Source organism: Chloroflexota bacterium, from assembly GCA_011322445.1.
Classification (GTDB): domain Bacteria; phylum Chloroflexota; class Anaerolineae; order Anaerolineales; family DRMV01; genus DRMV01.
Genome location: DRMV01000010.1, coordinates 18120 through 42995, shown reverse-complemented (window position 1 = coordinate 42995; position 24876 = coordinate 18120). Strand labels below are relative to the sequence as shown.

Genomic DNA, 24876 nt, shown 5'->3' with positions numbered 1-24876 from the left:
CTGCCGTGGTTTACGAGCGCCAGGCCCGGTAGAGGCTGTAAAGCACCGGCCGGTACACCCGGTCCCAGACCGGGGCGCGGCGCAGCACCCCGCCAAAACCGCGCTTGAAGCGATACACGCCCCACAGCCCTTCCCGCCGTGTGGTGAACTCGGCCTCTAAGGTAGCCTCGTCGGCGTCGGGCACGCCCCAGAGGTCATATTCGCTGCAGCCGCGGCTGCGGGCCCATCGCATGGCTTCCCATTGCAGCAGGTAGGTGGGCATTTTGTTTCGCTGTTTTCCGGTGGAAGCCCCGTAAAAATACCACGCGCGTTGGCCGCGAGCGAAAACCATGAGCGCAGCGAGCGGCTCACCTTCGTACTCGGCGACCAGGAGTTCAACAGCCCCCTCTGCGTGAAAAAGTTCATAGGCTTTTTGATAATATCTCGCCGCGTGTACGCCAAAGCCATCCCGCGCGCCGGTTTCGGCCATGAGGCGGTAGAAGGCTTGAATGTCTTCCCAGGGGCGCACGGTGACGCCCTTGCGCGCCGCAAGGCGGATGTTGTAGCGCGTTTTTTGTTTCATGCGCGCCAAAATGGCGTCTTCGTCGCCCGTCAGAGACACCACGAGGGTGCGGCGGGGCTGGATGGCATGAGGGCTTTCCCGGAAACCGCGTGGCGTTTTCGCGGTGGGGGTGTCTTCCCACAGGTCGGGCTCCACTTTCAGGAAAACGGCACGTTCCCGCTTGCAGAGCGCATCCACCTCGGGCCAGAGGGTTTCCCATGCTTCGGGGGGGCCAACTGGCCCTTTGGGGATGTAAGCCACCGTAAAGCCCCCTGGCAGCGGGCGGAAGAGCACTTGCGCGCCGGCTTCGCCCGCGATCAGGCGAAAAGCGTACCAGCCGAAAGCCGACTTGAGCGTGCCCCAGGCCGCTGTTTGCAAGATGTGGGCATCGGGATGGGCCTGCAGGAAGGCTTCCCACGCGACGGCATCCACTTCGGCATCGATTTTCGTTGTGTAGTTCACCGCACCACCTGCACGAAAAGCGCCCACCAGTGAGGCGCAGCGCCGACCAGCCACACCAGCAGCGGGGCAATGGCAAGGGCGGGCAAGAGGTTGCCACTGCGGATGGGTTTGATTTCCAGCAGGCTGCTGATAGCCAGCCCCAGCAGGATGATGCCGCCAGCCGCCGTGAGTTCGTTGATCATTGCGGGTTGGTTGAGCAAGCCGTGCAGTTGCGCGGCTGCCAGGCTGATGCCGCCCTGATACACCAGCACCACGATGATAGAGAACATCACCCCAATGCCCAGTGTAGAGGCAAAGGCCAGGGAAGCAAAGCCATCGAGCACCGCTTTGATGGCCAGCAGTTTGTAATCGCCGAGCAAGCCGTCTTGAATGGAGCCTAAAATGCTCATCGGGCCAACGCAAAACAGCAGCGACGCGGTAAGGAAGCCCTGAATGAAGCGGGCGCTATCGCCATTGCCGGCAAAGCGGGCTTCCAACCATGCGCCCAGGTGCTCTAAGCGGCTTTCGAGACGCCACCACTCGCCCAGCAGCCCACCGAACAACAGGCTGAGCAAGACGATGATGGCATTCTCGGTTTTGAAGAACATTTGGAGGCCAATGGCCGCGGTGAATAGCCCCAGCCCGGCCACCACGGTGTCGCGCGTGCGTTGCGACAGCCGCTCGCCGATGAACAGCCCTAAGGTGCTCCCGAGAATGATGGTGGCAATGTTGATGAGGGTGCCCGTCATTTCAGCCTTCTTTGGCTTTGGTGGGGGTGACGCCCGCGGTGTGGTTTTCCAGCAGTTCCAGGGCGTAGCACAGGGAAGAAAGACGGTTGAGATAGCGGAGCAGTTCGCGGTTCTCGACCTCACCGCTGCGCACGAGGGTCGCAAGGCGGCGCTCAGCGCGGCGCACCACCGTGCGCGCCAGGTCGAGGTAAGCCCCGCCTACCGTGTCGCCAGGGAGGATGAATGCTTTCGGAGGCGGCACGATTTCGCCAATTTCGGCGATGCGGGCTTCCACCCAGGCCACCTGCTCGCTGCCAATGCTGCGGAACTGCGCCGCGTTTTCGGGCGTGGCGGCGACTTCGGCCATCAATTGGTAAAGGTGGCGCTGCACTTCTTCGAGGAAGGCGCGCGTTTGGGGAGCGCGAGCATGGGCCCGGGCCAGCCCCAGGCACGCCCCGGCTTCGTCGATGGTGCCGATGGCTTCCAGCCGAGGATGGTCTTTGGGCACACGCCCTGCCCCCAACAGGCCGGTTGAGCCATCGTCGCCGGTGGTGGTGTAGAATTTTTGGATGCTCATGGGAGGAATTTTAGCACAAGTTGGCGATGGCTGGCGCGACGAAGCGTATCTTGGGGCGCGCGGTGGCCGCTGGATGCGCGCAGGGGAGGGTGGTCGCCCATCTTCCACCGCAACGCAGGGCGCGGAAAGGTGTATACTTATTAGCGTGGTTCTTATTCCCATTCAAGGAGTGTTCTTATGCTCACCGTCCGTCAGATCGATACCACCAATCGCGCCGACGTGCGCAAGTTCGTCAAGTTTCACTACGACCTTTATCGCGGTACGCCGCAGTGGGTGCCTCCTTTTATCCGTGACATCGAGTTTGCCCTCAACAAGCAAAAGCACCCCTTCTACGAACATTCCGATGCCGATTTCTTCATTGCCGAGCGCGATGGCGAAGTTGTGGGGCGCATTTCGGCGCTGGAAATCAAGCCCTACAACAAATACCACGGCAAGAAGACTGCCAGTTTTTATTTCTTCGATGTGATTGAAGATTTGGAAGTCGCCAAGGCGCTCTTTGCCCGTGTGGAGGAGTGGGCTCACAAGCGCGGCCTGGATACGCTGGTTGGGCCGAAAGGGTTTAGCGCCTTCAACGGTTATGGCATTCAAATTGAGGGCTTTGAGCATCGTCAGATGATGGACATGATGAACTACAACTTCCCTTACTACCCCAGGTTCATGGAAGCAATGGGGTTTGAAAAGGAAGTGGATTTCGTCTCGACCTATGTGCATGCCCCCGATTACGAATTGCCGGAACGCATCCACCGCATTGCCCGGCGTGTGCAGGAACGCGGCACCTTCCGGGTGCACACCTTCAAGAGCACCCGCGAAATTCGCCGCTGGGCAAACAAAATCGGCGAAACCTACAACAACACCTTTGTCAACAACTGGGAATACTACCCGCTGACCGAGCGGGAAATCAAATACATCGTGGATACCCTGGTGCTGGTGGCGGTGCCGCGTTACATCAAGGTCATTCTGCACGGCGATGATGAGATCATTGGTTTCCTGTTCGGCTTCCCCGATGTGTCGAAAGCCATGCAACGCGCCAAGGGCCATCTTTACCCCTGGAGCATCGCCGACTTGCTCATCGAGCGTGCCCGCACGAACTGGATCTCGCTCAACGGCGCAGGGGTGCTGCCGAAATATCACGGGCGCGGCGCGAATGTGCTGCTTTACGAAGAGATGTACCAGACGGTCAAATCGGAAGGCCGCTATGAACACGCCGAACTGACGCAGGTGGCCGAGACTGCCCGCCAGATGCGGAAGGATCTCATCAACATCGGGGCGAAAGAATACAAGAACCATCGCGTGTTCCGAAAGGCCATTTAAGCTCTCCTTGCTCGCGCCCGCGCCCCCAGCGCGGGCGCTTTTTTTCATGCGAAGATTGCGTTACGACCTGGTGGGATTGGTTATGGCGGCCCTGAGCCTTTGGCTGGGGGGCTGTGTTTATGCCGCGCGCCCAATTACGGCGCCAGTCACGGCAACACCCCCGGCTACGGCAACGGCCACGCCTTTTGCACCGGTGACCAATACGCCGTTCCCCCCCACCATGACACCCTCGAATACGCCTGCCGCGACGGCCACGCCTCTTGCGTCGCCCACCCCTTCCCCCACGGCAACTTCCCGGCCTCCCGCACGGCCGCGTTACGACTTTACCGCCGTGCTCGATTTTTGGGCCCGTACCCTGACGGTCGATGAGCGCATTGTCTACCCCAACGCCAGCCCCAGCGCGCTCGACCGACTGGTGCTCAATGTGGAACCGGCCCAGTGGCCCAACGTTTTTCACCTGGAGTCGGTGACCCTCGACGGTCAACCTGTGCGCGGTACCCTCAACGGCACCCGCTGGGTCCTGCCGCTTCCCCAGCCGCTACGCCCGGGGCAAAGCCTTGTGCTGGAAATCCATTACCGGCTTGTGCTCCCTTACCGTACCGGTAGCCGCATTTTCGGGATGGACGCCCGGCAGACCAATTTGGTCGATTGGTATCCTTTCGTGGTGCCTTATGACCCCAAACAAGGGTGGCTGTGGCAGAAACCGTGGCCTTTTGGCGACCATCTGGTTTATCCTTCGGCTGATTACGACATTGTTTTGACGCTCAAACATGCCGCCGCGGGCACCCGCATCGCGGCCAGCGCGCCGCCAGATGCCAATGGACATTATCGGCTCCGGGCGGCGCGGACGTTTGTTTTTTCTCTCAGCCCTTATTTCCAAACTGCCACCGCGAAGGCTGGCGACATCACCATCACCAGTTATTATTTCCCGGATTTGGCTGCGGGGGGCAAAGCCTTGCCCACGTATGCTTCGCAAGCCGTCGCGACGTACACTCAGGTTTATGGCGCGTTGCCGCGGCGGCACCTCGCGATTGTCGCCACCGATGCCCCCGACGGCATGGAATACAGCGGACTGGTCTTCCTGAGTGCTAATTTCTACCGCACCTACAACCAGGCGCTTGTTAGCAACCTGGTTAGTTTGGGGGTGCATGAACTTTCGCATCAGTGGTGGTATGACCAGGTGGGGAACGACCAGGCGTTGCACCCCTGGATGGACGAGGCGCTGGCGGTTTACAGCGAATGGCTGTTTTATCAGCGAAACTATCCCGCCGATGTGCGGCTGTGGTGGGGGTTCCGGGTCAATTACTTCCAGCCGCAGGGCTACATCAACCGCAGCATTTACGATTATCCCTCGTTCCGTCCTTACGTCAATGCCACTTATTTGCAGGGAGCGCGGTTTATGGAAGCCCTTCGCCGACGCATTGGCGACCAGGCTTTCTTTGCTTTCTTGCGCGATTACTATACCCAAATGCAGGGGCGCATTGCCACACCGCAAGATTTCTTCCGCATTCTCGATACCCACACCACCAAGTCTTATCAGGACATCGTGGCGCGTTATTTTGCCCCCTGACCGGGGAAAGCAATACCGCTCACGGGCGAGGAAAGCGTCTGGCCGTGAGCGGTGTTGGTGTTTTGGGGATTGTGGGGCATTGGCCCGCGAGATCAATCGCGCAGGGATTTCATGTGGTTCATTTGCTGGCTTTCGCTCATCTGGGCGAAGCGGGCTTTCAGGGCTGCATCCACATGTGGCGGCACCATCGTGCTCACATCGCCGCCCAGCGAGGCGATTTCCCGCACCGTGGTGGAAGAGAGGAAGGTGTGTTCCTCGTTGGTGATGAGCATCACCATTTCAATGTCGGGCGCCAGCCGACGGTTTGCCAGGGCCATGCGGAACTCGTTCTCGAAGTCTGAGAATACCCGCAGGCCGCGCACAATCACTTGCGCGCCGACCTGGTGGCAGAAGTCTACCGTCAGGCCGCTGTAGCCCATCACGCGAATGCGCTTTTGCCCGTGAAAGGCTTCTTCGACCAGAGCAATGCGTTCTGCGGGGGAGAAAATTAAATTCTTGAGTGGGCGGTCGTACACGGCCACAATGACCTCGTCGAACAGTTGGGCTGCCCGCAGGGCGATATCTATGTGGCCGTAGTGAATGGGGTCGAAACTGCCGGGGAAAATGGCTTTGACCATGGTTAACTCATCTCTCCCTCGCCAGAGCGCCAAAAGCGCGCCAGGCGCTCGGCAAGCAAGCGGTGTTCGGGTGCGTTCAGGTCGGGGTCGGCGGCAATGACTTTCTGCGAAAGATTGCGCGCCTGCTCGATGAGGTGAACATCGAGTAGGTTGGCCATCCGCAGGCGGGCATCTTCGAAGCCGGCCTGCCGGGTGCCGAAGAACTCGCCCGGCCCGCGCTGTTGCAAGTCTTTCTCGGCGAGCACGAAGCCGTCGGTGGTTTCCACCAGCGCCTTCAGGCGCTCGTTTTCCTCGGCGGCGTTTTCGGTTTCGGGAATCAGAATGCAGTAGGCTTGTTCTCCGCCGCGGCCCACGCGCCCGCGGAATTGATGCAGTTGCGCCAGCCCGAAGCGGTTGGCCCCCTCGATGATCATCACCGTGGCGTTGGGCACATCAACGCCAACTTCCACCACCGCGGTGGAGACCAGAATGTGGAACGCACCGTTACGAAAGCGTGCCATGACCTCGTCTTTCTCCGCGGGCGTCATCTTCCCGTGCAGCAGCCCTACTTTCAGGTCGGGGAACACCTCTTCTTGCAAACGACGATGGGCTTCCACCGCAGCGGGGGTGTTTTCCAGGACTTCGCTGCTTTCAATGAGGGGGTAAATGATGAAGGCCTGGTGACCGGCTTCCACCTCGCGGCGGATGAGGCGATAAGCGCGTTCCCGCTCGCGGGGCATGAGCAAATAGGTGCCCACTGGCTGGCGTCCGGGCGGCATTTCGTCCATCACGGTCAGGTCCAGATCGCCGTAGATGGTCAGTGCCAGCGAGCGCGGAATGGGGGTGGCTGTCATCACGAGGATGTGGACGTTTTCCCCTTTGGCGCGCAGACGGGCGCGCTGCCGCACCCCAAAGCGGTGTTGTTCGTCGATGACCGCCAGTTGCAGGTCGGCAAACGCGACGGGGTCTTCCAGCAAGGCGTGGGTGCCTACCAGCACTTTGACCTCGCCAGAGGCCAGCCCGGCGAGAATTTCCCGCCGCGCCGCGGCTGGTGTGCTGCCGACCAGCAGGCGAATTTGCTCTGGGGCAAGCACGCCTTCTTCTTCGGCCAGAAGGCGTTGTAAACTGCGGTAGTGCTGCTCGGCCAAAATGGCTGTGGGCGCCATCATGGCAGCCTGGGCACCATGTTGCACCACCATGGCCACCGCGAGCGCGGCGACCACCGTCTTGCCTGAGCCGACGTCGCCTTGCAGCAAGCGGTTCATCGGATGGCCGGAGGTGAGATCGCGCCGGATTTCGTCGAGGGCGCGCTGCTGGGCACCTGTCAGGCTAAAGGGCAGGCGGGCCAGGCGGCTTTCCAGCCAGGCATCGTCCACCGGGAAGGTGCGCGCCGTCCGCTGGCGCCAGGCTTCTCGCTGTCGAAGCACGCCCAACTGCAAGAGGAAGACTTCGTCGAAGGCCAGACGCCGTTGCGCCGCCCGCAGGGCTTCCCACGAATCGGGGAAATGCACCTGTTGGAGGGCAGTGGGCAGGTCGGGCAATGCGGCTTCTTCTCGCAGCGCCGGCGGCAGCGGGTCGGGCACGCGCGGCGCCCACTGGCTCACCACCTGGTGCATCACGCGACGCATCCACCGCTGGGTGATTTTGGCCGTCAGCGGATACACCGGCACAATGCGCTTGGTGCTCAACTGCTCCGCGTCCAGCGGCTCCCATTCCGGGTTGGTGAGCACCAGTCGGCCCAGGTATTGGTCGATTTTCCCGGCCAGTGCCACAGCCATGCCTTTGCGCAGCCGATCGGCCACCCACACCTGGTTGAACCAGGTCACCCGCAGCGCGCCGCTGCCATCGGAAACGATGGCTTCGACCATCTTTCGCTTGCCGCCGTGCAGTGAGCGCACCATGATTTTGTCGACCGTGCCGAGCACTGTCACTTGCTCACCGTAGCGCAACTGGCGGATAGGCTTGCACTGGCTGTAATCGTCGTAGCGCCGCGGCAGGTGATAGAGCAAGTCTTCGAGGGTGGCGATGTTCAGCCGGGCAAGGGTTTTGGCTCGTCGCGGGCCGACATCGGGCACCACCGTGACGGGCTTTTGTAGCGTTTCCGGCGAGACGGGTTCTGCCGCTGCGCGGGAAGGCAACCGCGCCGCGGGGGGCGCGCTGGCGGCCGCGGGCGGTGGTGAGGCTGCCGGGGCAGGCTGCGCCTGGCGGGCGGGGGCGGCCTGGTGCTGCTGGGCTTGGGCTGTTGTGGCTGCGGCGGGCGGCGCTGCTGCCCCCAGGCTCATCCCGTTTTCCAGTTCCAGCGTGCGGCGGATGCGCGCCCATAGCCCATGAAGCACTTCGGCGCGTGAAGCGGGCGAAAGGCGGCCATAATCGCGCAGGCGGGCGCTTACGGCGCGAATCAGGTCTTCTGGCAAGCCATCGGCGCGTGCCTCGGCTTCCCAGTTTTCCAACATGCGCCCCAGCCCGCCCATCACCGCGCCATTGTCGTAGCCGCGTTGGGCTTCCAGGCTGAAGAATTTATGCAGTTTTTCCACACTGGGTTGAATGCTCATAGGGAAGTATTTTACCATGTGCAGGGGCGCGGGGCGCTGGCATCTTGCAGGTTGCCCTGGTGAAGCGGGTGGCCTTTGGAGCAATTTCCTGTATAATGGGGGTGGGAGGCGTTGATGGACGCAAAGGGTCGATTTCGGGAACAATTGCGGCGCGTCGGGCGTTTGACAGCAGCAAAATGGGCTGCCTGGGTGGTGCCTTCAAGGGGGCAGTGGCAGATCGAGGTCGCGTGGGGGCTCACAGCGCAGCGCCGGGCGGTTTTGACGCCTTACCTGGAAACCGAGCGGTGGCGCGCCTGGCTAAGCGGCGCCCTGGTGCAGGGGAGAAGGCGCAGCCGCGCCGTGCTCAAGGGCGATGTGGATGTGTTGGGGCCGCGCATACACGCCTTCCCTTTGGAGCAGCGGGGAGTTTTGCTCGTGGGCGCGGAAGCCCTGGATGCCGCGGCGCGACAGATGTGGCGCGTGGTGGCGTTGGGCGCGCCTGAGAAGGCTTCTCCCGACGCGGCAGAGCCCATTTGTGAGCAGTTCATCAGCCGGCTTTCGGAAAGCAAAGGCCAGGTGGCGCAGGTGGCGGAGGCGGTTGTCGAAACAGCGCGCGAAAAAGCCCCTTCTTTGTATGCTTATCTCGCGGTGCTGGAAGGGCGCAGTTGGCGCGTGCTGGCCGCGGATGGGGCGCTGTTAGAAAAGTGGGTTCCCCAGAGCACGACGTGTGAACACCTTTCTGTGTTAGAGCCTTTGAGAGAAGGCAGTCTGGTGGTCCTGGAGGACGAGCCGTGGCCGCAGGGGCCGCAGCTTGTTGGAGGGCTGTGGGTTGGCATCCCTTTGCGGCAGGGGCGGCGGCTGATTGGCTTCCTGGGCATCAGGCTGAAGCCCCAGGCTTCGCTGTCGCCCGCGCTGGAGAGGACATTGACGACCTTCGCGCACCGCGTCGTGTGGCTGTTGGAACAGGCGTTGGCTTTTGAGCAGACCACGGAGCACTTGCGACGCAAGGCGGTGTTGAACGATGTCTTGCTGGCCATGCTTTCCAGCGACGATGTCGAAGAGGCTGTTCAGAGCGCGACTCGCTATTTGCGGCGGGTGTTGCAGGCCGATGTCGCCATGGTCATGCTTCCCACAGCCGATGGCGTGTTAGAGCCGGTCGGCATGTGCCCGGCGGGGCCCCTTCCGGCCCCCGTGCCGATTGACGCTTCGCTGTGTGGGCATACGCTGCAAACCGGCCAGGCCGTGCGTGTGGGGGATGTGCACCAGGTGACGCCTTATTTCCCTTTTTCTGAGGATATTTGCTCAGAACTATGTGTGCCGTTGAAGAGCAAAACCGGGGTGATTGGGGTGTTGAACCTGGAAAGCACCCGACCGGATGCGTTTACCGAAGAAGACCAGCGCCTGTTGATGGCCGTGGCCGGGCATTTGGCGCTGATGCTGGAAGTGTTGCGCTTGCGGGAAGAAACGGCGGCGCGCGCCCAGCGGATGGAACTGGTGCACCAGGTGATCAAAGAGGTGATTGGGCTGCTGGATGCCCAGCAGGTGGTCGAGGTGGCAGCGCGCCGGATTGCGGCTTATTTCGGCTATGAAATCGCGATGGTCGTCGTAGCCGATGAACAACTGAAACGCCCCTTGTTCTACGGCGTGGCAGGGGTGAAGGCCGAACAGTTTGCACCTGCTGCCGAGGCGGCTACGTGGCCCCCGGACGGGGTCATTGCCCATGTGTTGAAAAGCGGGCGCAGCCGGCTGGTGGTAGATACCGAGGCCGAGCCGCTTTATCGCTCTGTCCCCGGCTTTGAGGCTGGCTCGGAACTGTGCGTGCCGCTGTTTTCCCACGAAGGCGGGGGCACGGTGGTCGGTTTCATCAACATCGAGCGGGCGCGCAAATATGCCTTCACCGAAGAAGACAAAATGGCGATGGAAGCCATTGCCGGCGCGCTTTCTGCCGTTTTGAGCAGTGCTTTCCGCTATCAACAATTGGAAAGCACCATTCGCCACCTGGAAGCCACGCGCCAGACGGCGCTGGATATCATTTCCGATTTGGAAATGGAAACCCTGTTGCAGCGGATTGTCAAGCGCGTGAAACATCTGCTGCGGGTGCGCGGGGTGGAAATTGGCTTGGTGGACCGGGAAAAGGGCGAACTGCGCATTGCAGCAGCCGAGACGCCGCAAGGGGAATGCGACCATGTCAGCATGCCTTTGGGGCGGGGCATTGGCGGGTGGGTGGCCGTTCGCGGTCAGACGCTGGTGGTGGATGATTACGCGAGGTGGTCAGGGCGCGAGGAAGGGCAAAACACCGGGGTTTTCCGTGCCGCAGCGAGTGTGCCGCTGAAGTTTGCCGATGAAGTGTTGGGGGTGTTGACGGTGTACGATGATGACCCGGCACGTCAGTTTGCCCCTGACGAGGTGCGGCTGCTGGAAGCCCTGGCCCCGCAAATCGCGGTGGCGTTGCGGAACGCACGCCTTTACCGTGAACTTTCTGACCAGATGGCGAGGCAACGGCGCGCGGAAGAGGAATTGATGAAAGCAGGGCGTTTGGCAGCCATGGGCGAGACGGCCATTTCCATTGCCCACAAACTCAACGCTCCCCTGACCACCGTGTTAGGCTTTGCCGAACTTCTTTTGGAAGACGCCCCCCCTGAAAGCGCCGCCCGCGAAGATTTGCGGATCATTCTTCGGGAAGCCCGCCGGGCGCGCGATGCAGTGCAGGAACTTTTGGACTTCGCGCGTTACCCCGAGCCATACCAGATTGTGGCTGATGCCAACACGCTTTTGAAAGAGACGTTGTCGCTTGTTTCCCAATATATGGCCTCACGGGGCGTGGCGCTGCACCTTTCCTTGCAAGACGATTTGCCTTTCGTGGTGGTTGATCCGGGCGAAGTGAAATATGTCTTCCTCAACCTGATCCACACTTTGCTTCAGACCATGCCCCACGGTGGCCGGTTGTATATTACAACCTCGGTCGAAGAGGATGACACCGGCCGCTGGGTGGTGGTGCGAGTTGCCGATACGGGGGAGGCCATCAAGCCTGAGCAAATGGAGAAACTTTTTGAGCCTTTTTATGTGGCGCCCAAGGACCGCCAGGGACGCCGGACGGCGATGAGTTATGGTGTAGTGCAGGAAGACCGAAGCACGTTCACAGTGGGCGACGCGGAGCGGGAACCGTTAGGTAATGTGTTTGCGGTATATTTACCGGCAATGTAAGGCGATGACAACCTCAGTTTCGGAGAAGCGCCCAACAGCCTTTTGCGCCGGAGTGAAGGCTTGTTCAGCAGGCGGAGGCCGTGTCGCGCACGGTTGAGTGCCTGCCTGAGCGTTCCAGGGTGCCGCTGGCGCGATTTAGCGCCGAGGCGCCTGTGAAGGCGGTTTCCCCAACCTGGTGGAAGACCGCTTCGCCGTTGAGCAGGAAGCCGGGCAGGGCGAAAGCGAGGTTGAAGGGCCTTTCGCCCGCGTTAAAATTGGCTTCTGCTTTGCCCGAAGTCAAAGTGAGTTCACGGTAATTCGCGGCAGGATTCCGAGGAGGCAGCATGGCAGGACGCCCCCCACGGCGGGTTGTTGTGGTGGACCCTGACGAAGGTGTATTGCGCTTGTGCCAGCGGGTGTTGGAACGCGCCGGTTTCGAAGTGGCTGTTTTCGATCAGGCTTATGATGCTCTGGATTACTTAGAGCAGAGGATGGCCGATGTGCTCATTGCCGACTCAGACACCCCTGCGATGAGCGGCTTTGCTTTGATGGAGCAGGCGCGATTATTGCAACCTAATCTCGCCGTGGTCATCATGAGCCGTTACGATACGATAGAAAATGCCGTAATGGCGCTCAATCAAGGCGCCAATGGCTTGTTGCTTAAGCCCTTTGAGCGGATGGCCCTTGTAGAAAGTGTGTGGCGCGCGGTGGCCCACCGCCAGCGGCAGGAAGAGACGGCTCGCATGGCTGCCCTGCGGCCGTTGTTCGATGTGGCCGAGGCGCTTATCTCCGAGCGGCGCCTCAAGCCGTTGCAAGCCCTTGTGGTAGAAAAAGTGCAGGAAGTGCTGCCCAGTTCTGCCGTGGGCCTGTATTTGTGGACACGGGATAGCGATGAAGGCTGTGTGTTGGCTTCTATTGGGAAAGTGTTGCCAGCCAACGCCCCTTTGTGGAAGAACGTGCCACCGCATCGGCATCCTGTGCGGTTGGATATCCAGAGCAGCGAAGGTGAGGAGCGGGCATTGCTGGAAGCCTACGGCTGGAGCAGTGTATTGCTGGCTGTGGTGCCTCGCGAAGAACGCCGTTATGCCTTGCTGGTTGCCCGGGAGCAAATGCCCTTTTTCCACGACGAGGTGGACGCCACGGCGTTGGGCATTCTGGCACGGCTGGCGGCCACGGCGCTGGAAAGCGCCCGTCTCTACGAAGATTTGCATCACTCGTTGGAAGAACTGCGGCGTTCTCAACAGGCCCTGGCCCAGGCTGAAAAAATGGCCGCGGTGGGGCGGTTGACCGGTTCGTTGGCGCACGAGGTCAACAACCCTATCCAGGCTGTGCGCAACAGCCTTTACCTGGCAACACACCCTGAAATTGAGGAGGACCGGCGGCAGCAATATCTGCATTTGGCAACCGAGGAAATCGAGCGTCTTTCGGCGCTGGTGCACCGGATGCTGAATTTCTACCGCCCGGGGAAGGTGGAGCGTCAGGCGGTTTCGCTGGCTGGGCTGGCGAAGCGGGTGGTTGGCCTGTTGGCTGCCCAGTTGGAAAAGCATCACATCGAGGTCACGCTCGATGTGCCGGCCACGCTGCCGCCGGTGTATGGCGTGGAAGACCAGTTGCAGCAGGTGGTGTTGAACCTGGTGCTGAACGCGATGGAAGCCATGCCGGAAGGAGGGCGGTTGTTTGTGCTGGGCTGGGCTATGGGTGAGAAAGTGGTGCTGGCAGTGGAAGATACCGGGCCGGGCATTGCTTCGGAAGTCCGCGACCGGCTTTTCGAGCCACTGGTCAGCACCAAAGAAAGCGGCACGGGGTTAGGGCTGGCGGTGAGTTACAATATCATCGCTGACCACGGGGGGCAACTGGAACTGAGTGAGCCCACGCGCGGAAGCGGCGCGGCTTTCCGCATTGTGTTGCCTGTGTGGGATGAAAAGGCGTCGCCAGAGACGGAGGGAGGTCGTGATGGACAGTCGGGGTAGTGTATTGGTGGTAGATGATGAGCGCACGACGCGCGCGACACTGGCCGATATTCTGCGGTTGGAAGGCTATACCGTGGTGCCGGTGGCCGATGGCCTGGCGGCATTGGAGCAACTAAGCCAGCAGGAATACGACGTCATGCTGCTCGATTTGAGAATGCCGGGCATGGGCGGCTTGGAGGTGTTGGCGCGCGTCAGGCAAGCAGGGTGGGATGTGGAGGTGGTTTTACTGACGGCGCACAGTTCGGTCGAGTCGGCGATTGGCGCGTTGCGGCATGGTGCGGCAGATTACCTTATCAAACCTGCACACCCTGACGAAATTCGGGCAGCGGTCAGCAAGGCGTTGGAGCGCCGCCGTCAGCGTTTGAAACAACGGCATTTGTTGGAAGAACTGATGCGCACGATGCACGGCGAAGAGGCTGGCCGTGTGAAGTCGGGTGAACATCAACCGGCTGACCGTATCTCTTTGGCCGCCGATGCATGGGTGGACTTTAAACGGCGTCAGTTGCACGTCGGGGGAGAAGAAGTGCCTCTTTCGCCCACGGAAGCCCGCTTGTTGAAGATTTTGCTCGCGCGCGAAGGGGAGGTCATTCCCCATCAGGAACTCGTGCGGCTGGTCCAGGGTTACGAGGTGGAAGCCGCCGAAGCCTCAGAGATGTTGCGCCCCCTGGTCAGTCGGCTGCGTTCCAAGTTAGGGCATATTCCGGGTGGCAGAGGGTGGTTGGTCAACGTGCGCGGGGTGGGCTATTTGTTGGAACGCTCGCAATAGTGCTGGTTGTCATCAATTGCGCGACCTGGCGCGACGGGAAAGAACTTCCGCGCGAAAACGTTGTAAAATTGAGGTAGCAACTTCGACCGCTGCTACGGCACATTGGAGGTGAACAATGAAGAGGGCAAAGACTCTTGGATGGGTGCTTTTTGTGTTGGGAGCGTGGGAAGTCGCCGCTCCTTTCGTGTGGGGCTGCGCGGGCAGCAGTGCCCTCGTGCGAGACGTGGTGTTGGGCCTCGCCTGGGTGGCTTTTGGCCTCTGGATTGCGCTGACCGACAAAGGCGAAGCCATTAAACTGCTGGGCTGGCTCAGCGCGTTGCTGGGGTTGGGGCTGGTTGTAGCCCCTGCCTTTTTGGGCTACGAGGCGTTGGGGGTGGCTTTTTGGAACGACGTCCTGGTAGGTTTTTTGGGGATTGTGTTTGGCATGTGGGCTGCCTTTAACGCGCCTGCCTCGGCACCCGCTGCGCCTGCGGCGCATCATTAGCGCCTTCCTGGAAATTTCTCATCAGTGTGTCCTTGCTTTGACGCACTGAGTGGGTGGGGCCTCGCCAAAGTAGCGGCGCTGAGCACAGCGCGAAACGCTGTAAGCGCTGACACTGAGGGTAAATACAGCCTGCCGTGAGCATTTCGTCTCACGGCAGGCTGTGTTTTTTAGGGAGATGGTGCCCTTGCCGCGTGGCCTGGGTGCAACAGCGGGGAAAAGTAAGCGCGACCAATTTTTCAAAACCCCGAGAAACCCTGTTGACATTCCCGCCGCGGCGGATATATCATGGTGGGCGGGAGCGGCGGCGGTTGCTTGCAAAGCGTTTGTGTGGCTCCCTTTGATACCCATCCCATTCTCGTAAGGAGGAAGTAACCATGACGACCGATCTTGAAAAGTTCCTTGCTGCTCGTGACTTCCTGCTGAAAGTGACCAGTTATGAAGAGGCTCGCGCTGGCTTCCAGTGGCCCCACCTGACCAAGTTCAACTGGGCGCTGGATTATTTCGACGGCATGGCGAAGGGCAACGATCAACTGGCGCTCATTTGGGCCGATGAAAACGGCAACGAGCGTAAAGTCACTTTCGACGAGATGTATCGCCGTTCTAACCAGGTAGCCAACTTCCTGCGTGATTTGGGGCTCACCAAAGGCGACCGTGTCATCATTATGATGGAGACCTCGGTCGAACTGTATGAATTGATGTTGGGCATTATGAAAGCGGGTGGGGCGATCATCCCTGCCGCAACGTCGTTGCCGCCCAACGACATTGCCGACCGCATCCAGCGCGGTGATGTCAAGTTCGCCGTGGTGCACGCACCTTTTGTTGAGAAATTCAACAAGGCCGGGTCGGCTTTGGAGGGCCTCAAGGCACGCATCGTCGTTGGCGACGAGTTTTCCCAGCAATGCGATGAGGAAGCCGAAGCCGAGAAGTGCTGGATTCGCTTCGCCGAATCGCAGAAATACCCCGAAGCGTATCACGTGCCTTTTATCACTTACTCGACCGATGAACTGTTCCTCTTCTTCACCTCCGGCACCACTTCGAAGCCCAAACTGGTCATCCACACCCACACTTCCTACCCTGTGGGGCACTTGACCACCATGTATTGGGTGGGGGTGCAGCCTGGCGACGTCCACTTCAACATCAGCGCCCCCGGCTGGGCCAAGTATGCGTGGAGTTCGTTCTTCGCTCCCTGGAACGCTGGCGCCACGATTTTCACCTTCCGCTACACCAAGTTCGATGCCAGGAAGGTGTTGGCCGCCATCGAGAAATATCAGGTCAATACCCTCTGCGCGCCGCTGAGCGTGTTGAAGCTCTTCTTGCTGGAAGACTTGAGCCAGTACAAGTTTGCCCTTCACGACTTCGTCAGTGCCGGTGAACCCCTCAACCCCGAGGTCGTGCGCAAGATCGAAGCCGCTTTTGGGGTGAAGGTGCGCGAGGGTTACGGCCAGACCGAAACCACGGCGCTGGTAGGCACGTTCAAAGGCATGGAGCGCCGGGAAGGCTCGATGGGCAAGGTGGCCCCTGGCTACAATGTGGCCTTGCTGGATGAGCAGTTGAACCCTGTGCCGACCGGGCAGGACGGCCAGATTTCCGTCGAAGTGTACCCCATCTATCCCCTCGGGTTGATGAAAGGGTATGACGACCCCGAGCGCAATGCCCAGATTTTCAAGGCGGGCTGGTACTTCACCGGCGATACGGCCTATCAGGACGAAGATGGCTACTTCTACTTCGTCGGGCGCACGGACGATGTCTTCAAGAGCCTGGACTACCGCATCAGCCCCTTCGAGGTGGAAAGCGAACTGATGGTCGCCGAGCCGGTGATGGAAGCCGCGGTGGTGCCCACGGTGGACGACCGTGACCGCATTGTGCCCAAGGCGTTCATCGTGCTCAAGCCTGACTACAAGCCTTCGCGCGAGGCCGCGCTGGATATCTTCCGCTTCATCCGCGACAACATGGCGCCTTACAAGCGCCCACGGGTGATCGAATTCCTCGAGGCCTTCCCCAAGACCGTCAGCATGAAAGTGATGCGCCGCGAGTTGCGGGCCTACGACCGTGAGATGCGGAAGAAGGGCGAGCGCGGCGAATATGAATTTTGGGAAAAGGAATTCAAGGAAGAACTTGGGCTGGGGCAGCGGCGGTAGCCTTCCCCTTAATGCCGTGCGGGGCGGCCATTTCCGGCCGCCCTGTTTGTTTTTTCCCCTGTTTTGGAAAACCCCTTGCCGCCTCGCGCCGCGAGCGGGGGAACGCCTGAGGCCAAGGGGCGCCGGGGTTGGGGAAGTAGCGTCCGGCCCTAAGGGGTTGGGCGCTCCTGGAGGGTAGGCCCTTCCCACGTGAGTGCGCCCACCTTCACGGGTTTCCCTGAAAGCCGGGCCATGACGGCCGCGGCTTCGGCAGGGTTGCCGGTGGTGTAGTAAGTCACGCCCCCTGGGGCCTGAAGCGCGTTGCGGCTGTGGCGGGCTTCCAGCACGCGCCGCGTTTGGCGGGCAATGGCCGGCGCGGGGTCGATGACTCGCACGCTCGGCCCGACAATATCCTGAATGAGGGGAATCACGAAGGGGTAGTGGGTGCAGCCCAGGACCACGGTGTCCATGCCTTCGGCGAGCATGGGGCGGAGGGCGGTTTCCAGAATGCGCCGCGGGGCCTCGCCGTGCAGGTCACCGCTTTCGATGCACTGCACCAGACCGTCGCAGGTGTGTTCCAGCAGGCGAGTGCCGTGGGCAAAGCGTTCCACCACCGAGGCATAGAGCGCCCCCTGGAAGGTGGCCGGGGTGGCCAGCACCCCAACCACACCGCTCTGGGTGGTTTCGGCAGCCGGTTTGACGGCCGGCTCCATGCCCACGAAGGGCGTTTCGGGGAAGGCTTCCCGCAGGGCGTGCAGGGCTGCCGCGGAGGCCGTGTTGCAGGCCACCACCACGGCTTTGGCTTCGCGGGTGAGCAGGAAGCGGGTGATGCCCTCGGCAAAGCGGCGCACTTCGTCGAGGGAACGGGAGCCGTAGGGCACGTGCGCCTGGTCGGCGATGTAGATGAAGTGCTCGTTGGGTAAGTGAGCGCGCAAGGCCCGTAATACCGAAAGCCCCCCCACACCGGAATCGAACACACCAATCGGCCGCGTATCGGCCACCGTTATGCCTCCTGGGCGGCTTCCACCAACGCGCGGAAGACCACCGCGTGCTGAGGGTATTTCTGGTAGAGCCACTCGGGGTGCCACTGCACGGCGAGGCCGAAGGGGTGGCCGGGGACTTCCAGCACTTCGACCAGGCCGTCGTCGGCCCATGCGGTGGCTTGCAGGCCGGCGGCCACATCGCGCACGCCCTGGTGGTGCAGGCTGTTGACTTCCAGCCGCTCGGTGCCGAACAGGCGGGCCAGGCGGCTGCCTGCCGCCAGACGGACGCCGTGGGCCAGCATTTCGCGCTCGGTTTTGGCATCGCTGCGGTGCCGCAAGGCATGAGGGTATTGGCTGGGCAGGTCTTCGTAGAGGGTGCCGCCCAGCGCGACGTTGAGCACCTGCACGCCGCGGCAAATGCCGAAGAAAGGTTTGCCGCGCGTGATGGCTTCCCGAACCAGGGCGATTTCCAGCGCGTCGCGGCTGGGGCGCAGGCCGTAGACCGCCGGGTGCGGGGAGCCGCCGTAGCGTTCAGGGGCGATGTCGCCGCCGCCGGTCAGCAGCAGGCCGTCGAAAGTGTCCAGCAGGGCTGGCACGTCTTCGGGGGGGGTGTCGCTGGGAATGAGCACCGGCAAACCGCCCGCGGCGCGTACGGCGCTGATGTAGCGTTGCCCTAACGCGGCCATGCGCATGTCGTAGGTGGGGTGGGTGCAAAAGGTGGCCGTCAGGCCAATGCGAGGGGGAAGGTGAGGCATGGGGGAGTCCTTTCGCAAGGGCGCTGGGATTTGGTTCCCGGCATGACGCCAGGGCTAACAAAAAAGGTGCAGCGCGCGAAGCGGACTGCACCTTTCGGGGGCCGGGTGGGGAAGTTACTTTTCCTCGGCGCGACGGACGAACTTTTGCTTGAGGCGTGCTTTCTTGCCGCGGCGCTCGCGCAGGAAGTACAGGCGGGCGCGGCGCACTTTGGAATGACGCTGCACCACTACTTTTTCGATGCGGGGGGAACGCTGCAGGAAAGTGCGTTCCACGCCGATGCCGTGGCTGGCGATGCGGCGCACGGTGAAGGTGGCATCGTTGCCGCCGCCGCGCACGCGAATGACCGTGCCGCGGAACTCTTGCACGCGTTCACGATTGCCTTCTTTAATCCGCAGGAACACACTGACGATGTCCCCAGGCCGCAGGTCGGGCACATTGGGGTTCTTGGGGGCTTCCACAGCCTTTAACAGTTCGGAGTTCATGGCGCTTACCTTCCGTAAGTGAAATTCAGCCCTGACGAAGCGGTGCCGTGCTGCGTTGCCAGACACATTCGCCGGGCACAAGAGCGCCGCCCGGAAAGGCGGCGCGCCGATTATACCACGGTGAGAGAGAAACACAAAGAGAAAGAAGAAAACGCTGCAATTCGGGCAGGAACCACCATCCGCCCAAGGCCAATTGTGGTAAACTTGCCGGTGGTTGCAAGCGATGATTGTCAACGCCTTTTGCGTTTTTTAAGGAGGTAGCCATGAGCAAGAAATGGGTGTATTTGTTCAAAGAGGTTGAAGAAGCCGAGAAATACGTCGGCGGCAGTTGGGACGGCGTGCGCGGCCTTTTGGGCGGTAAGGGCGCCAACCTGGCCGAAATGACCCGCATCGGCGTGCCTGTGCCCCCCGGCTTCACCATCACGACCGAGGCGTGCAATGCCTATTACGAAAGCGGCGGCAAGTTCCCCGAGGGCATGTGGGAGCAGGCGCTGGCAGCCCTGAAAGACGTCGAGCAGCAGACCGGCAAGAAATTCGGCGACCCGAAGAACCCCTTGCTGGTTTCTGTGCGCTCCGGCGCCAAGTTTTCCATGCCCGGCATGATGGATACCGTGCTCAACGTTGGCCTCAACGACGAGACCGCCAAGGGCATGGTAGCCCTGACCCAAAACGAGCGCTTCGTGTACGACGCTTACCGTCGCCTGATTCAGATGTACGGCTCGGTGGTGCTGGATATTCCCGACGAGGCTTTCGAAGACGTGCTGGAAGCCATGAAAGAGGAACGCGGCGCAAAGGAAGACACCGACCTCACCGCCGACGACCTGAAAGAACTGGTGGAACGCTTCAAGAAGGTGGTCAAGGAACACAAGGGCTTCGAATTCCCGCAGGAGCCCATCGAACAGATGCGCCTGGCCATTGAAGCCGTGTTCCGCTCGTGGAACAGCAAGCGCGCCATTGACTACCGCAACGCGGCGGGCATCCCCCACGACCTGGGTACTGCGGTCAACATCGTGACCATGGTGTTCGGCAACATGGGCTGGGATAGCGGTACCGGCGTGGCCTTCACCCGCAACCCCAGCACGGGCGAGAAGAAACTCTGGGGCGAATACCTGCTCAACGCTCAGGGTGAAGATGTGGTCGCGGGCATCCGCACGCCTTCCCCCATCGAGAAGATGGCCGAAGAACTGCCTGAGGCCTACAAGCAGTTTGTGGACATCACCCAGAAACTGGAAAAGCACTACCGCGATATGCAGGACGTGGAATTCACCATTGAGCGGGGCAAACTGTGGATGCTGCAGACCCGCACCGGCAAGCGCACGGCCAAGGCTGCGGTCAAAATCGCGGTGGATATGGTGGGTGAAGGCTTGATTTCCAAAGAGGAAGCCGTGATGCGCATCACCCCCACCCAGGTGGATACCCTGCTGCACCCGCAGTTCGACCACGCCGAGGTGGAAAAGGCCAAGAAAGATGGCCGTTTGCTCGCCAAGGGCGTGAACGCTTCGCCCGGCGCTGCCGTGGGCAAGGTTTACTTCGACGCCGACACCGCCGAGAAGATGGCAAAGGAACACGGCGAAAAGGTCATCATGGTGCGCCCGTTCACCAAGCCCGATGACGTCCACGGCATGATTGCTTCCCAGGGCATTCTCACCAGCGAAGGCGGCGCGACTTCCCACGCTGCGGTGGTTGCCCGCCAGTTCGGCATTCCCGCGGTGGTGGGTGCTTCCGCGGTGCGCATTGACCTCGACAAGCGCCAGATGACCATCGGCGACACCGTCATCAAGGAAGGCGAATGGGTGTCTATTGACGGCACCACGGGCGAAATCTTCCTCGGCCAGATGCCCACCGTGGCACCCAGCCTGGAAGAGCAAACCGAACTGCTCACCCTGCTGGAATGGGCCGACGAAATTGCCGCCACCCCCGGCATTCGCAAGGCGCCGGAAGGCTGGCCGACCACCGGCTTGCAGGTCTGGGCAAACGCCGATTACCCCGAAGACGCCCGTCGCGCCCGCGCTTACGGTGCCAAGGGCATCGGCCTGGCCCGCACCGAGCACATGTTCTTCGAGCAGGAGCGCCTGCCCATCGTGCAGCGCATGATTCTGGCTGAAAGCGCCGAGGAACGTAAGGCTGCCTTAGACGAACTGCTGCCCTTCCAGCGGGAAGACTTCGAGGGTCTGTTCGAGGCGATGGATGGGCTGCCCGTGATCATCCGCCTGATCGACCCGCCGCTGCACGAGTTCCTGCCCTCGCTGGAAAGCCTCATCGAGGAAGTCGCCACGATGAAGGCGAAGGGCGAAACCGAAGGGCTGGCGGAGAAAGAGGCGCTGTTGGAGAAAGTGCGCGCCCTGCACGAAAGCAACCCGATGATGGGCTTGCGCGGCGTGCGTTTGAGCATCGTGATGCCCGAAATCGTGGAAATGCAGGTACGGGCGATTTTCGAGGCCGCCTGCAACCGCAAAGCCGCCGGCGGCACGCCCAAGCCCGAGGTGATGATTCCGCTCACCAGCCACGTCAACGAGTTGAAGCGCATCCAGCCGCGGCTGGAGGAAATTGCCAAAAAGGTGATGGAAGAGAAGGGCGTCACCGTGGAATACAAGTTCGGCACGATGATCGAAATTCCGCGGGCCGCGCTGACCGCCAAGGAAATCGCCGAGGTCGCGCAGTTCTTCTCCTTCGGCACCAACGACCTGACGCAGATGACCTTCGGCTACAGCCGCGACGATGCTGAGCGCAACTTCCTGGCGCTGTATGTCGAGCAGGGTATTTTGCCTGCCAACCCCTTCCAGACCGTGGACCAGGACGGCGTCGGCCGCCTGATGAAGATTGCGGTGGAAGAAGGCCGCAGCACCCGCACCGAACTGGAAGTGGGCATCTGCGGCGAACACGGCGGCGACCCCGCGACCATCGAGTTCTGTCACCTCATCGGCCAGAACTATGTGAGTTGCTCGCCGTACCGGGTGCCCATTGCTCGCCTGGCCGCGGCGCAGGCGGCACTCAAGCACCGGGCATAGGAAAGCCCACAGGCTTAAATGCAAAGGCGACCGGGAAACCGGTCGCCTTTTGGCGTTAGATGGCTTGCCATGCCAGCCGCCAGGCGGTGCGGCGGTCGAGGTGGGGCGAGCGGCGCAGGAGATGCCACCGCACCCACGGGCGGAACAGCCGCACCAGCGGCAGCCGCCAGCCCATCAGCCGCCGCAGGTCTTCCAGGTAATCGTCCAGCGTGCGCTGCTGGAAGCGCAGCAGGCGCTCGCTTTCCTCGGTGTCTAACCAGTCCACGGGGTAAGGTTCGCGGCTGAAGGCGGCTTCGGGCAACATGCCGATGCCCACGGTTTCCAGAATGCGGGCGGCGACTTCCCGGTAGCGGAACTGGCAGCGCGGGCCGCCGCCGATGTGCAGGGTTTTGCCCCACACCGCGTCGCTCACCACCGCGTGGGCGATGGCCTGGGCCACATCCTTGCGGTGCACGAACTCGATGCGGTTGTCGAGGGGCACGTCGAACATGCCGGCATCCAGAATCAAACTCACTGGCAGCGCCGCGGCCAAGCGGAAGATGACCCATTGGAGCCCCGAGGCGCGCACCAGTGCTTCGGCTTCCACCTTGTGGCGGGAATAATGCTCCATGGGATGGGGCTTTTCGTCCACCCGGCGGGGCGGAGGGAGGTGCTGGGTGGCGCCGTAGACGTGCAGGGAGGAGGTGAACAGCAGCCGCGGCGGGCGGGGCTGGGCTTCCAGCGCGGCGATGAGGTTGCGGGTGCCGCCGACGTTGACTTCCCATGCCCATTCGGGGGCTTCTTCGCTGCCCTGCCCCGTGGCCGAAAGCCGCGGGATGACGAAGGCAAGGTGGACAACGACGTCCTGGCCTTCCACGGCGGCGGCAACGGCCTGCGGGTCGCGAATGTCGCCCCACAGCAGGCGGGCCTCGCGGCGGAAGCGGCGGGCGGCGCGGCGGTTGCGCCGGGTGGGAGCGTCGAAGGTGGTGACGCGGTGACCGTGGGCGAGCAGGGCTTCCACCGCGGCCCGCCCAATGTTGCCCATCGCACCGGTAACGAGCACTTTCATCTTGAACTCCTTTCGCTAATCGCCAATCGCTAATCGCTATCTCTGCATTCCCCACCCCTGCAGCATGGTCAGCACACCCTGCTGCGCCACCTGCGGCCAGTCGGCATCGCCGGGGAGCAACAGCCCCTGCAGCAGCACGCCGGTGGCAAAGGCAAGTAAAATGCGGGCGGCGGTGAGCGGGTCGGTGTTCAGGGGCGCACCCTGTTGGGCGGCCTCGCCCAGCCATTCGGCAAACAGGTTTTCGAAGCGGCGGTAAGGGGCGACGGTCGCCTGCCATACGGCGGGGTCGCGGATGGCCTGGCTCCAGAAATCCAGCAGCAGCGGCCACTGGGCGCGGCCTGTCTCCCAAATGGGGGCCAGTTGGCGGCTCATGGCCTGCAGGGCTTCCGGCAGGGAGGGCGTCGCGGCGCGCTCGGCTTCCAGCGCGTTCTGCAACCGTTGCAGCCAGGCTTCCAGCAGTGCCAGGAAGACCGCTTGCTTGGAGGCAAAGTGGTGGTAGAAAGCGCCTTTGCTCACGCCTGCCGCGCGGCAGATTTCATCCACGCTCACGGCGAGGTAGCCGCGGGCGGCGAACAGGCGCTCGGCGGCTTCCAGCAAGGCGCGGCGGGTGGCTTCGCTGCGGGCTTGTTTGGGCATGATGTGCTCCAGAGGAAATCTCAGGGAAGGCTTTCGCCCTTTGGCGATGTGCTTGCGGCCTGCCTTGGGCCGTGCGAAAGGTTTTGTTCGTGTGGCTTCCCTTTTTGTGGGAAGGCTCAAAATCATACCGACTGGTCGGTATGATTTTACCGCGGGTGGGGTGTTGGCGCAAGGTTGTGGGCGGTATAATTGCGCGAGATGTTTTTCCCGGGAGGCTGTGGTGATGGAAATCCAACGGAAACGGTTAGGCATCGCGCTGAGTGGAGGGGGCGCGCGAGGCCTGGTGCATATTGGCGTGTTGCAAGTGCTCGACGAAGCGGGACTGCCCGTGGATTTTCTTGCAGGAACCAGCATGGGGGGGCTGATTGCCGCAGGCTACGCCGCGGGCCTCTCGGCCGACGAGATGGCAGAAATGGCGCAAACGCATGGCTTGCGGCTGCGCTCGCTGTGGCGCTTTTTCGATTTAGGCCGCAATCGTCAGGGGCTGATTCGGGGGGAGGAAATCGAGGCGTGGGTGCGCGGCGTGCTGGGGCGCAAGACCTTTGCCGATTTGCGCATTCCCCTCACCCTGATGGCAACCGACTTGAATGCAGGGCGAGAGGTGTGGCTCACGGAGGGGTGCCTGGCGCCGGCAGTGCGGGCGACGATGTCAATCCCTGGCTTGTTGGCCCCTGTGACGCGGGACGGTATGCGGCTGGTCGATGGCGGCTTGTTGAACAACCTGCCAGTGGATGTGGTCCGCAAAATGGGCGCCGACGTGGTCATTGGGGTGGATGTCTATTCCGACAATGCAGCCTCGTTTTGGCAGTATTTGGCGCACAAGCGGCTGATTGCGAGCACCTTTGGCGGCATCATCGCCAACCTGGGCGATGCGCTGAACCTCGTCATTCGCGCCCACAGCGTTGAGCGGTTTGAGAAGTATCCCCCCGATTTCTTCCTCAAGCCGCCTATCCCCCCGCAGATCACGGTGATTTCGGGTTATGACCACGCGGCGGAACTCATCGCGTTGGGGCGAGAGGCAGCAAAAGAGGTTTTACCAGAGTTGCGGGAAGCCCTGGCTGGGACGTCGTGACGCGCGCCGGCAGCGCTCGCAGGTGCAGTGGGGGAATTTGGCGAAAATGGGGGTTTGGAGGCGGTGGTTGATGAAG

The 24876-nt window shown here is 61.7% G+C and carries 21 protein-coding genes; 9 read left to right on the top strand and 12 right to left on the bottom strand.

What is annotated here, in order from left to right:
- Positions 1-10: 10 nt before the first annotated feature.
- The 3 genes from ENJ54_01750 to ENJ54_01740 are packed head-to-tail and all read right to left on the bottom strand — an operon-like array spanning position 11 to position 2287.
- Positions 11-1057: a peptidoglycan bridge formation glycyltransferase FemA/FemB family protein gene (locus ENJ54_01750; GenBank protein ID HFC08568.1), complete on the bottom strand. Its 1047-nt coding sequence runs from the start codon at positions 1055-1057 to the stop codon at positions 11-13.
- Positions 1000-1731, bottom strand: a complete 732-nt coding sequence (locus ENJ54_01745) for a DUF554 domain-containing protein (GenBank protein ID HFC08567.1) — start codon at positions 1729-1731, stop codon at positions 1000-1002. The genes ENJ54_01750 and ENJ54_01745 overlap by 58 nt, the downstream gene beginning before the upstream one ends.
- A gap of 1 nt (position 1732) precedes the next feature.
- Complete coding sequence (locus ENJ54_01740; protein ID HFC08566.1) at positions 1733-2287, bottom strand: cob(I)yrinic acid a,c-diamide adenosyltransferase; 555 nt, start codon at positions 2285-2287, stop codon at positions 1733-1735.
- 177 nt (positions 2288-2464) lie between these two features.
- Between ENJ54_01740 and ENJ54_01735 the strand changes: the two genes are divergently transcribed.
- Positions 2465-3598 carry an N-acetyltransferase gene (locus tag ENJ54_01735; GenBank protein ID HFC08565.1) on the top strand — a complete coding sequence of 378 codons (1134 nt, stop codon included), beginning with the start codon at positions 2465-2467 and terminating at the stop codon, positions 3596-3598.
- A 46-nt stretch (positions 3599-3644) separates the two neighbouring features.
- Positions 3645-5168, top strand: coding sequence for a hypothetical protein (locus ENJ54_01730; GenBank protein ID HFC08564.1), 1524 nt, complete (start codon positions 3645-3647; stop codon positions 5166-5168).
- Positions 5169-5260: 92 nt separating this feature from the next.
- On the opposite strand, the gene ENJ54_01725 is transcribed toward ENJ54_01730, so the two are convergent.
- A complete protein-coding gene (locus ENJ54_01725; GenBank protein ID HFC08563.1) occupies positions 5261-5785 on the bottom strand; it encodes a pantetheine-phosphate adenylyltransferase in 525 nt (174 codons plus the stop codon).
- A gap of 2 nt (positions 5786-5787) precedes the next feature.
- Entirely contained in the window at positions 5788-8334 is a 2547-nt protein-coding gene (gene recG / locus ENJ54_01720) for an ATP-dependent DNA helicase RecG (GenBank protein HFC08562.1), read from the bottom strand.
- A gap of 96 nt (positions 8335-8430) precedes the next feature.
- Here recG and ENJ54_01715 point away from each other — a divergent pair, with 96 nt between their 5' ends.
- Positions 8431-11499, top strand: a complete 3069-nt coding sequence (locus ENJ54_01715) for a GAF domain-containing sensor histidine kinase (protein HFC08561.1) — start codon at positions 8431-8433, stop codon at positions 11497-11499.
- Between the two features lie 64 nt (positions 11500-11563).
- On the opposite strand, the gene ENJ54_01710 is transcribed toward ENJ54_01715, so the two are convergent.
- Entirely contained in the window at positions 11564-11824 is a 261-nt protein-coding gene (locus ENJ54_01710; protein ID HFC08560.1) for a hypothetical protein, read from the bottom strand.
- Here ENJ54_01710 and ENJ54_01705 point away from each other — a divergent pair.
- The 4 genes from ENJ54_01705 (at position 11823) to ENJ54_01690 (ending at position 16836) form a co-directional block, all read left to right on the top strand.
- A complete protein-coding gene (locus tag ENJ54_01705) occupies positions 11823-13448 on the top strand; it encodes a response regulator (protein HFC08559.1) in 1626 nt (541 codons plus the stop codon). The two genes, ENJ54_01710 and ENJ54_01705, sit on opposite strands and share 2 nt — an antisense overlap.
- A complete protein-coding gene (locus ENJ54_01700; protein ID HFC08558.1) occupies positions 13396-14214 on the top strand; it encodes a response regulator transcription factor in 819 nt (272 codons plus the stop codon). The genes ENJ54_01705 and ENJ54_01700 overlap by 53 nt, the downstream gene beginning before the upstream one ends.
- A gap of 115 nt (positions 14215-14329) precedes the next feature.
- Positions 14330-14698, top strand: coding sequence for a hypothetical protein (locus ENJ54_01695; protein HFC08557.1), 369 nt, complete (start codon positions 14330-14332; stop codon positions 14696-14698).
- A 374-nt stretch (positions 14699-15072) separates the two neighbouring features.
- Complete coding sequence (locus tag ENJ54_01690; GenBank protein ID HFC08556.1) at positions 15073-16836, top strand: AMP-dependent synthetase; 1764 nt, start codon at positions 15073-15075, stop codon at positions 16834-16836.
- Positions 16837-16985: 149 nt separating this feature from the next.
- On the opposite strand, the gene murI is transcribed toward ENJ54_01690, so the two are convergent.
- The 4 genes from murI to ENJ54_01670 form a co-directional block, all read right to left on the bottom strand.
- Positions 16986-17969: a glutamate racemase gene (gene murI, locus ENJ54_01685; GenBank protein HFC08555.1), complete on the bottom strand. Its 984-nt coding sequence runs from the start codon at positions 17967-17969 to the stop codon at positions 16986-16988.
- Complete coding sequence (locus tag ENJ54_01680; protein ID HFC08554.1) at positions 17819-18553, bottom strand: gamma-glutamyl-gamma-aminobutyrate hydrolase family protein; 735 nt, start codon at positions 18551-18553, stop codon at positions 17819-17821. Before ENJ54_01680 ends, murI begins: the two co-directional genes overlap by 151 nt.
- A gap of 114 nt (positions 18554-18667) precedes the next feature.
- Complete coding sequence (locus ENJ54_01675; GenBank protein HFC08553.1) at positions 18668-19036, bottom strand: 50S ribosomal protein L19; 369 nt, start codon at positions 19034-19036, stop codon at positions 18668-18670.
- 25 nt (positions 19037-19061) lie between these two features.
- Positions 19062-19301, bottom strand: coding sequence for a hypothetical protein (locus ENJ54_01670; protein HFC08552.1), 240 nt, complete (start codon positions 19299-19301; stop codon positions 19062-19064).
- Between ENJ54_01670 and ENJ54_01665 the strand changes: the two genes are divergently transcribed.
- A complete protein-coding gene (locus tag ENJ54_01665) occupies positions 19300-22044 on the top strand; it encodes a pyruvate, phosphate dikinase (protein ID HFC08551.1) in 2745 nt (914 codons plus the stop codon). The two genes, ENJ54_01670 and ENJ54_01665, sit on opposite strands and share 2 nt — an antisense overlap.
- A gap of 55 nt (positions 22045-22099) precedes the next feature.
- Here ENJ54_01665 and ENJ54_01660 read toward each other — a convergent pair whose 3' ends face one another.
- Together ENJ54_01660 and ENJ54_01655 are read right to left on the bottom strand one after the other, a co-directional pair.
- Positions 22100-23092, bottom strand: a complete 993-nt coding sequence (locus ENJ54_01660; GenBank protein ID HFC08550.1) for an NAD(P)-dependent oxidoreductase — start codon at positions 23090-23092, stop codon at positions 22100-22102.
- Positions 23093-23128: 36 nt separating this feature from the next.
- Positions 23129-24082, bottom strand: coding sequence for a TetR/AcrR family transcriptional regulator (locus ENJ54_01655; protein ID HFC08549.1), 954 nt, complete (start codon positions 24080-24082; stop codon positions 23129-23131).
- On the opposite strand from ENJ54_01655, the gene ENJ54_01650 reads away from it, so the two are divergent.
- Positions 23727-24800, top strand: a complete 1074-nt coding sequence (locus tag ENJ54_01650; GenBank protein HFC08548.1) for a hypothetical protein — start codon at positions 23727-23729, stop codon at positions 24798-24800. The two genes, ENJ54_01655 and ENJ54_01650, sit on opposite strands and share 356 nt — an antisense overlap.
- Positions 24801-24876 lie beyond the last annotated feature (76 nt).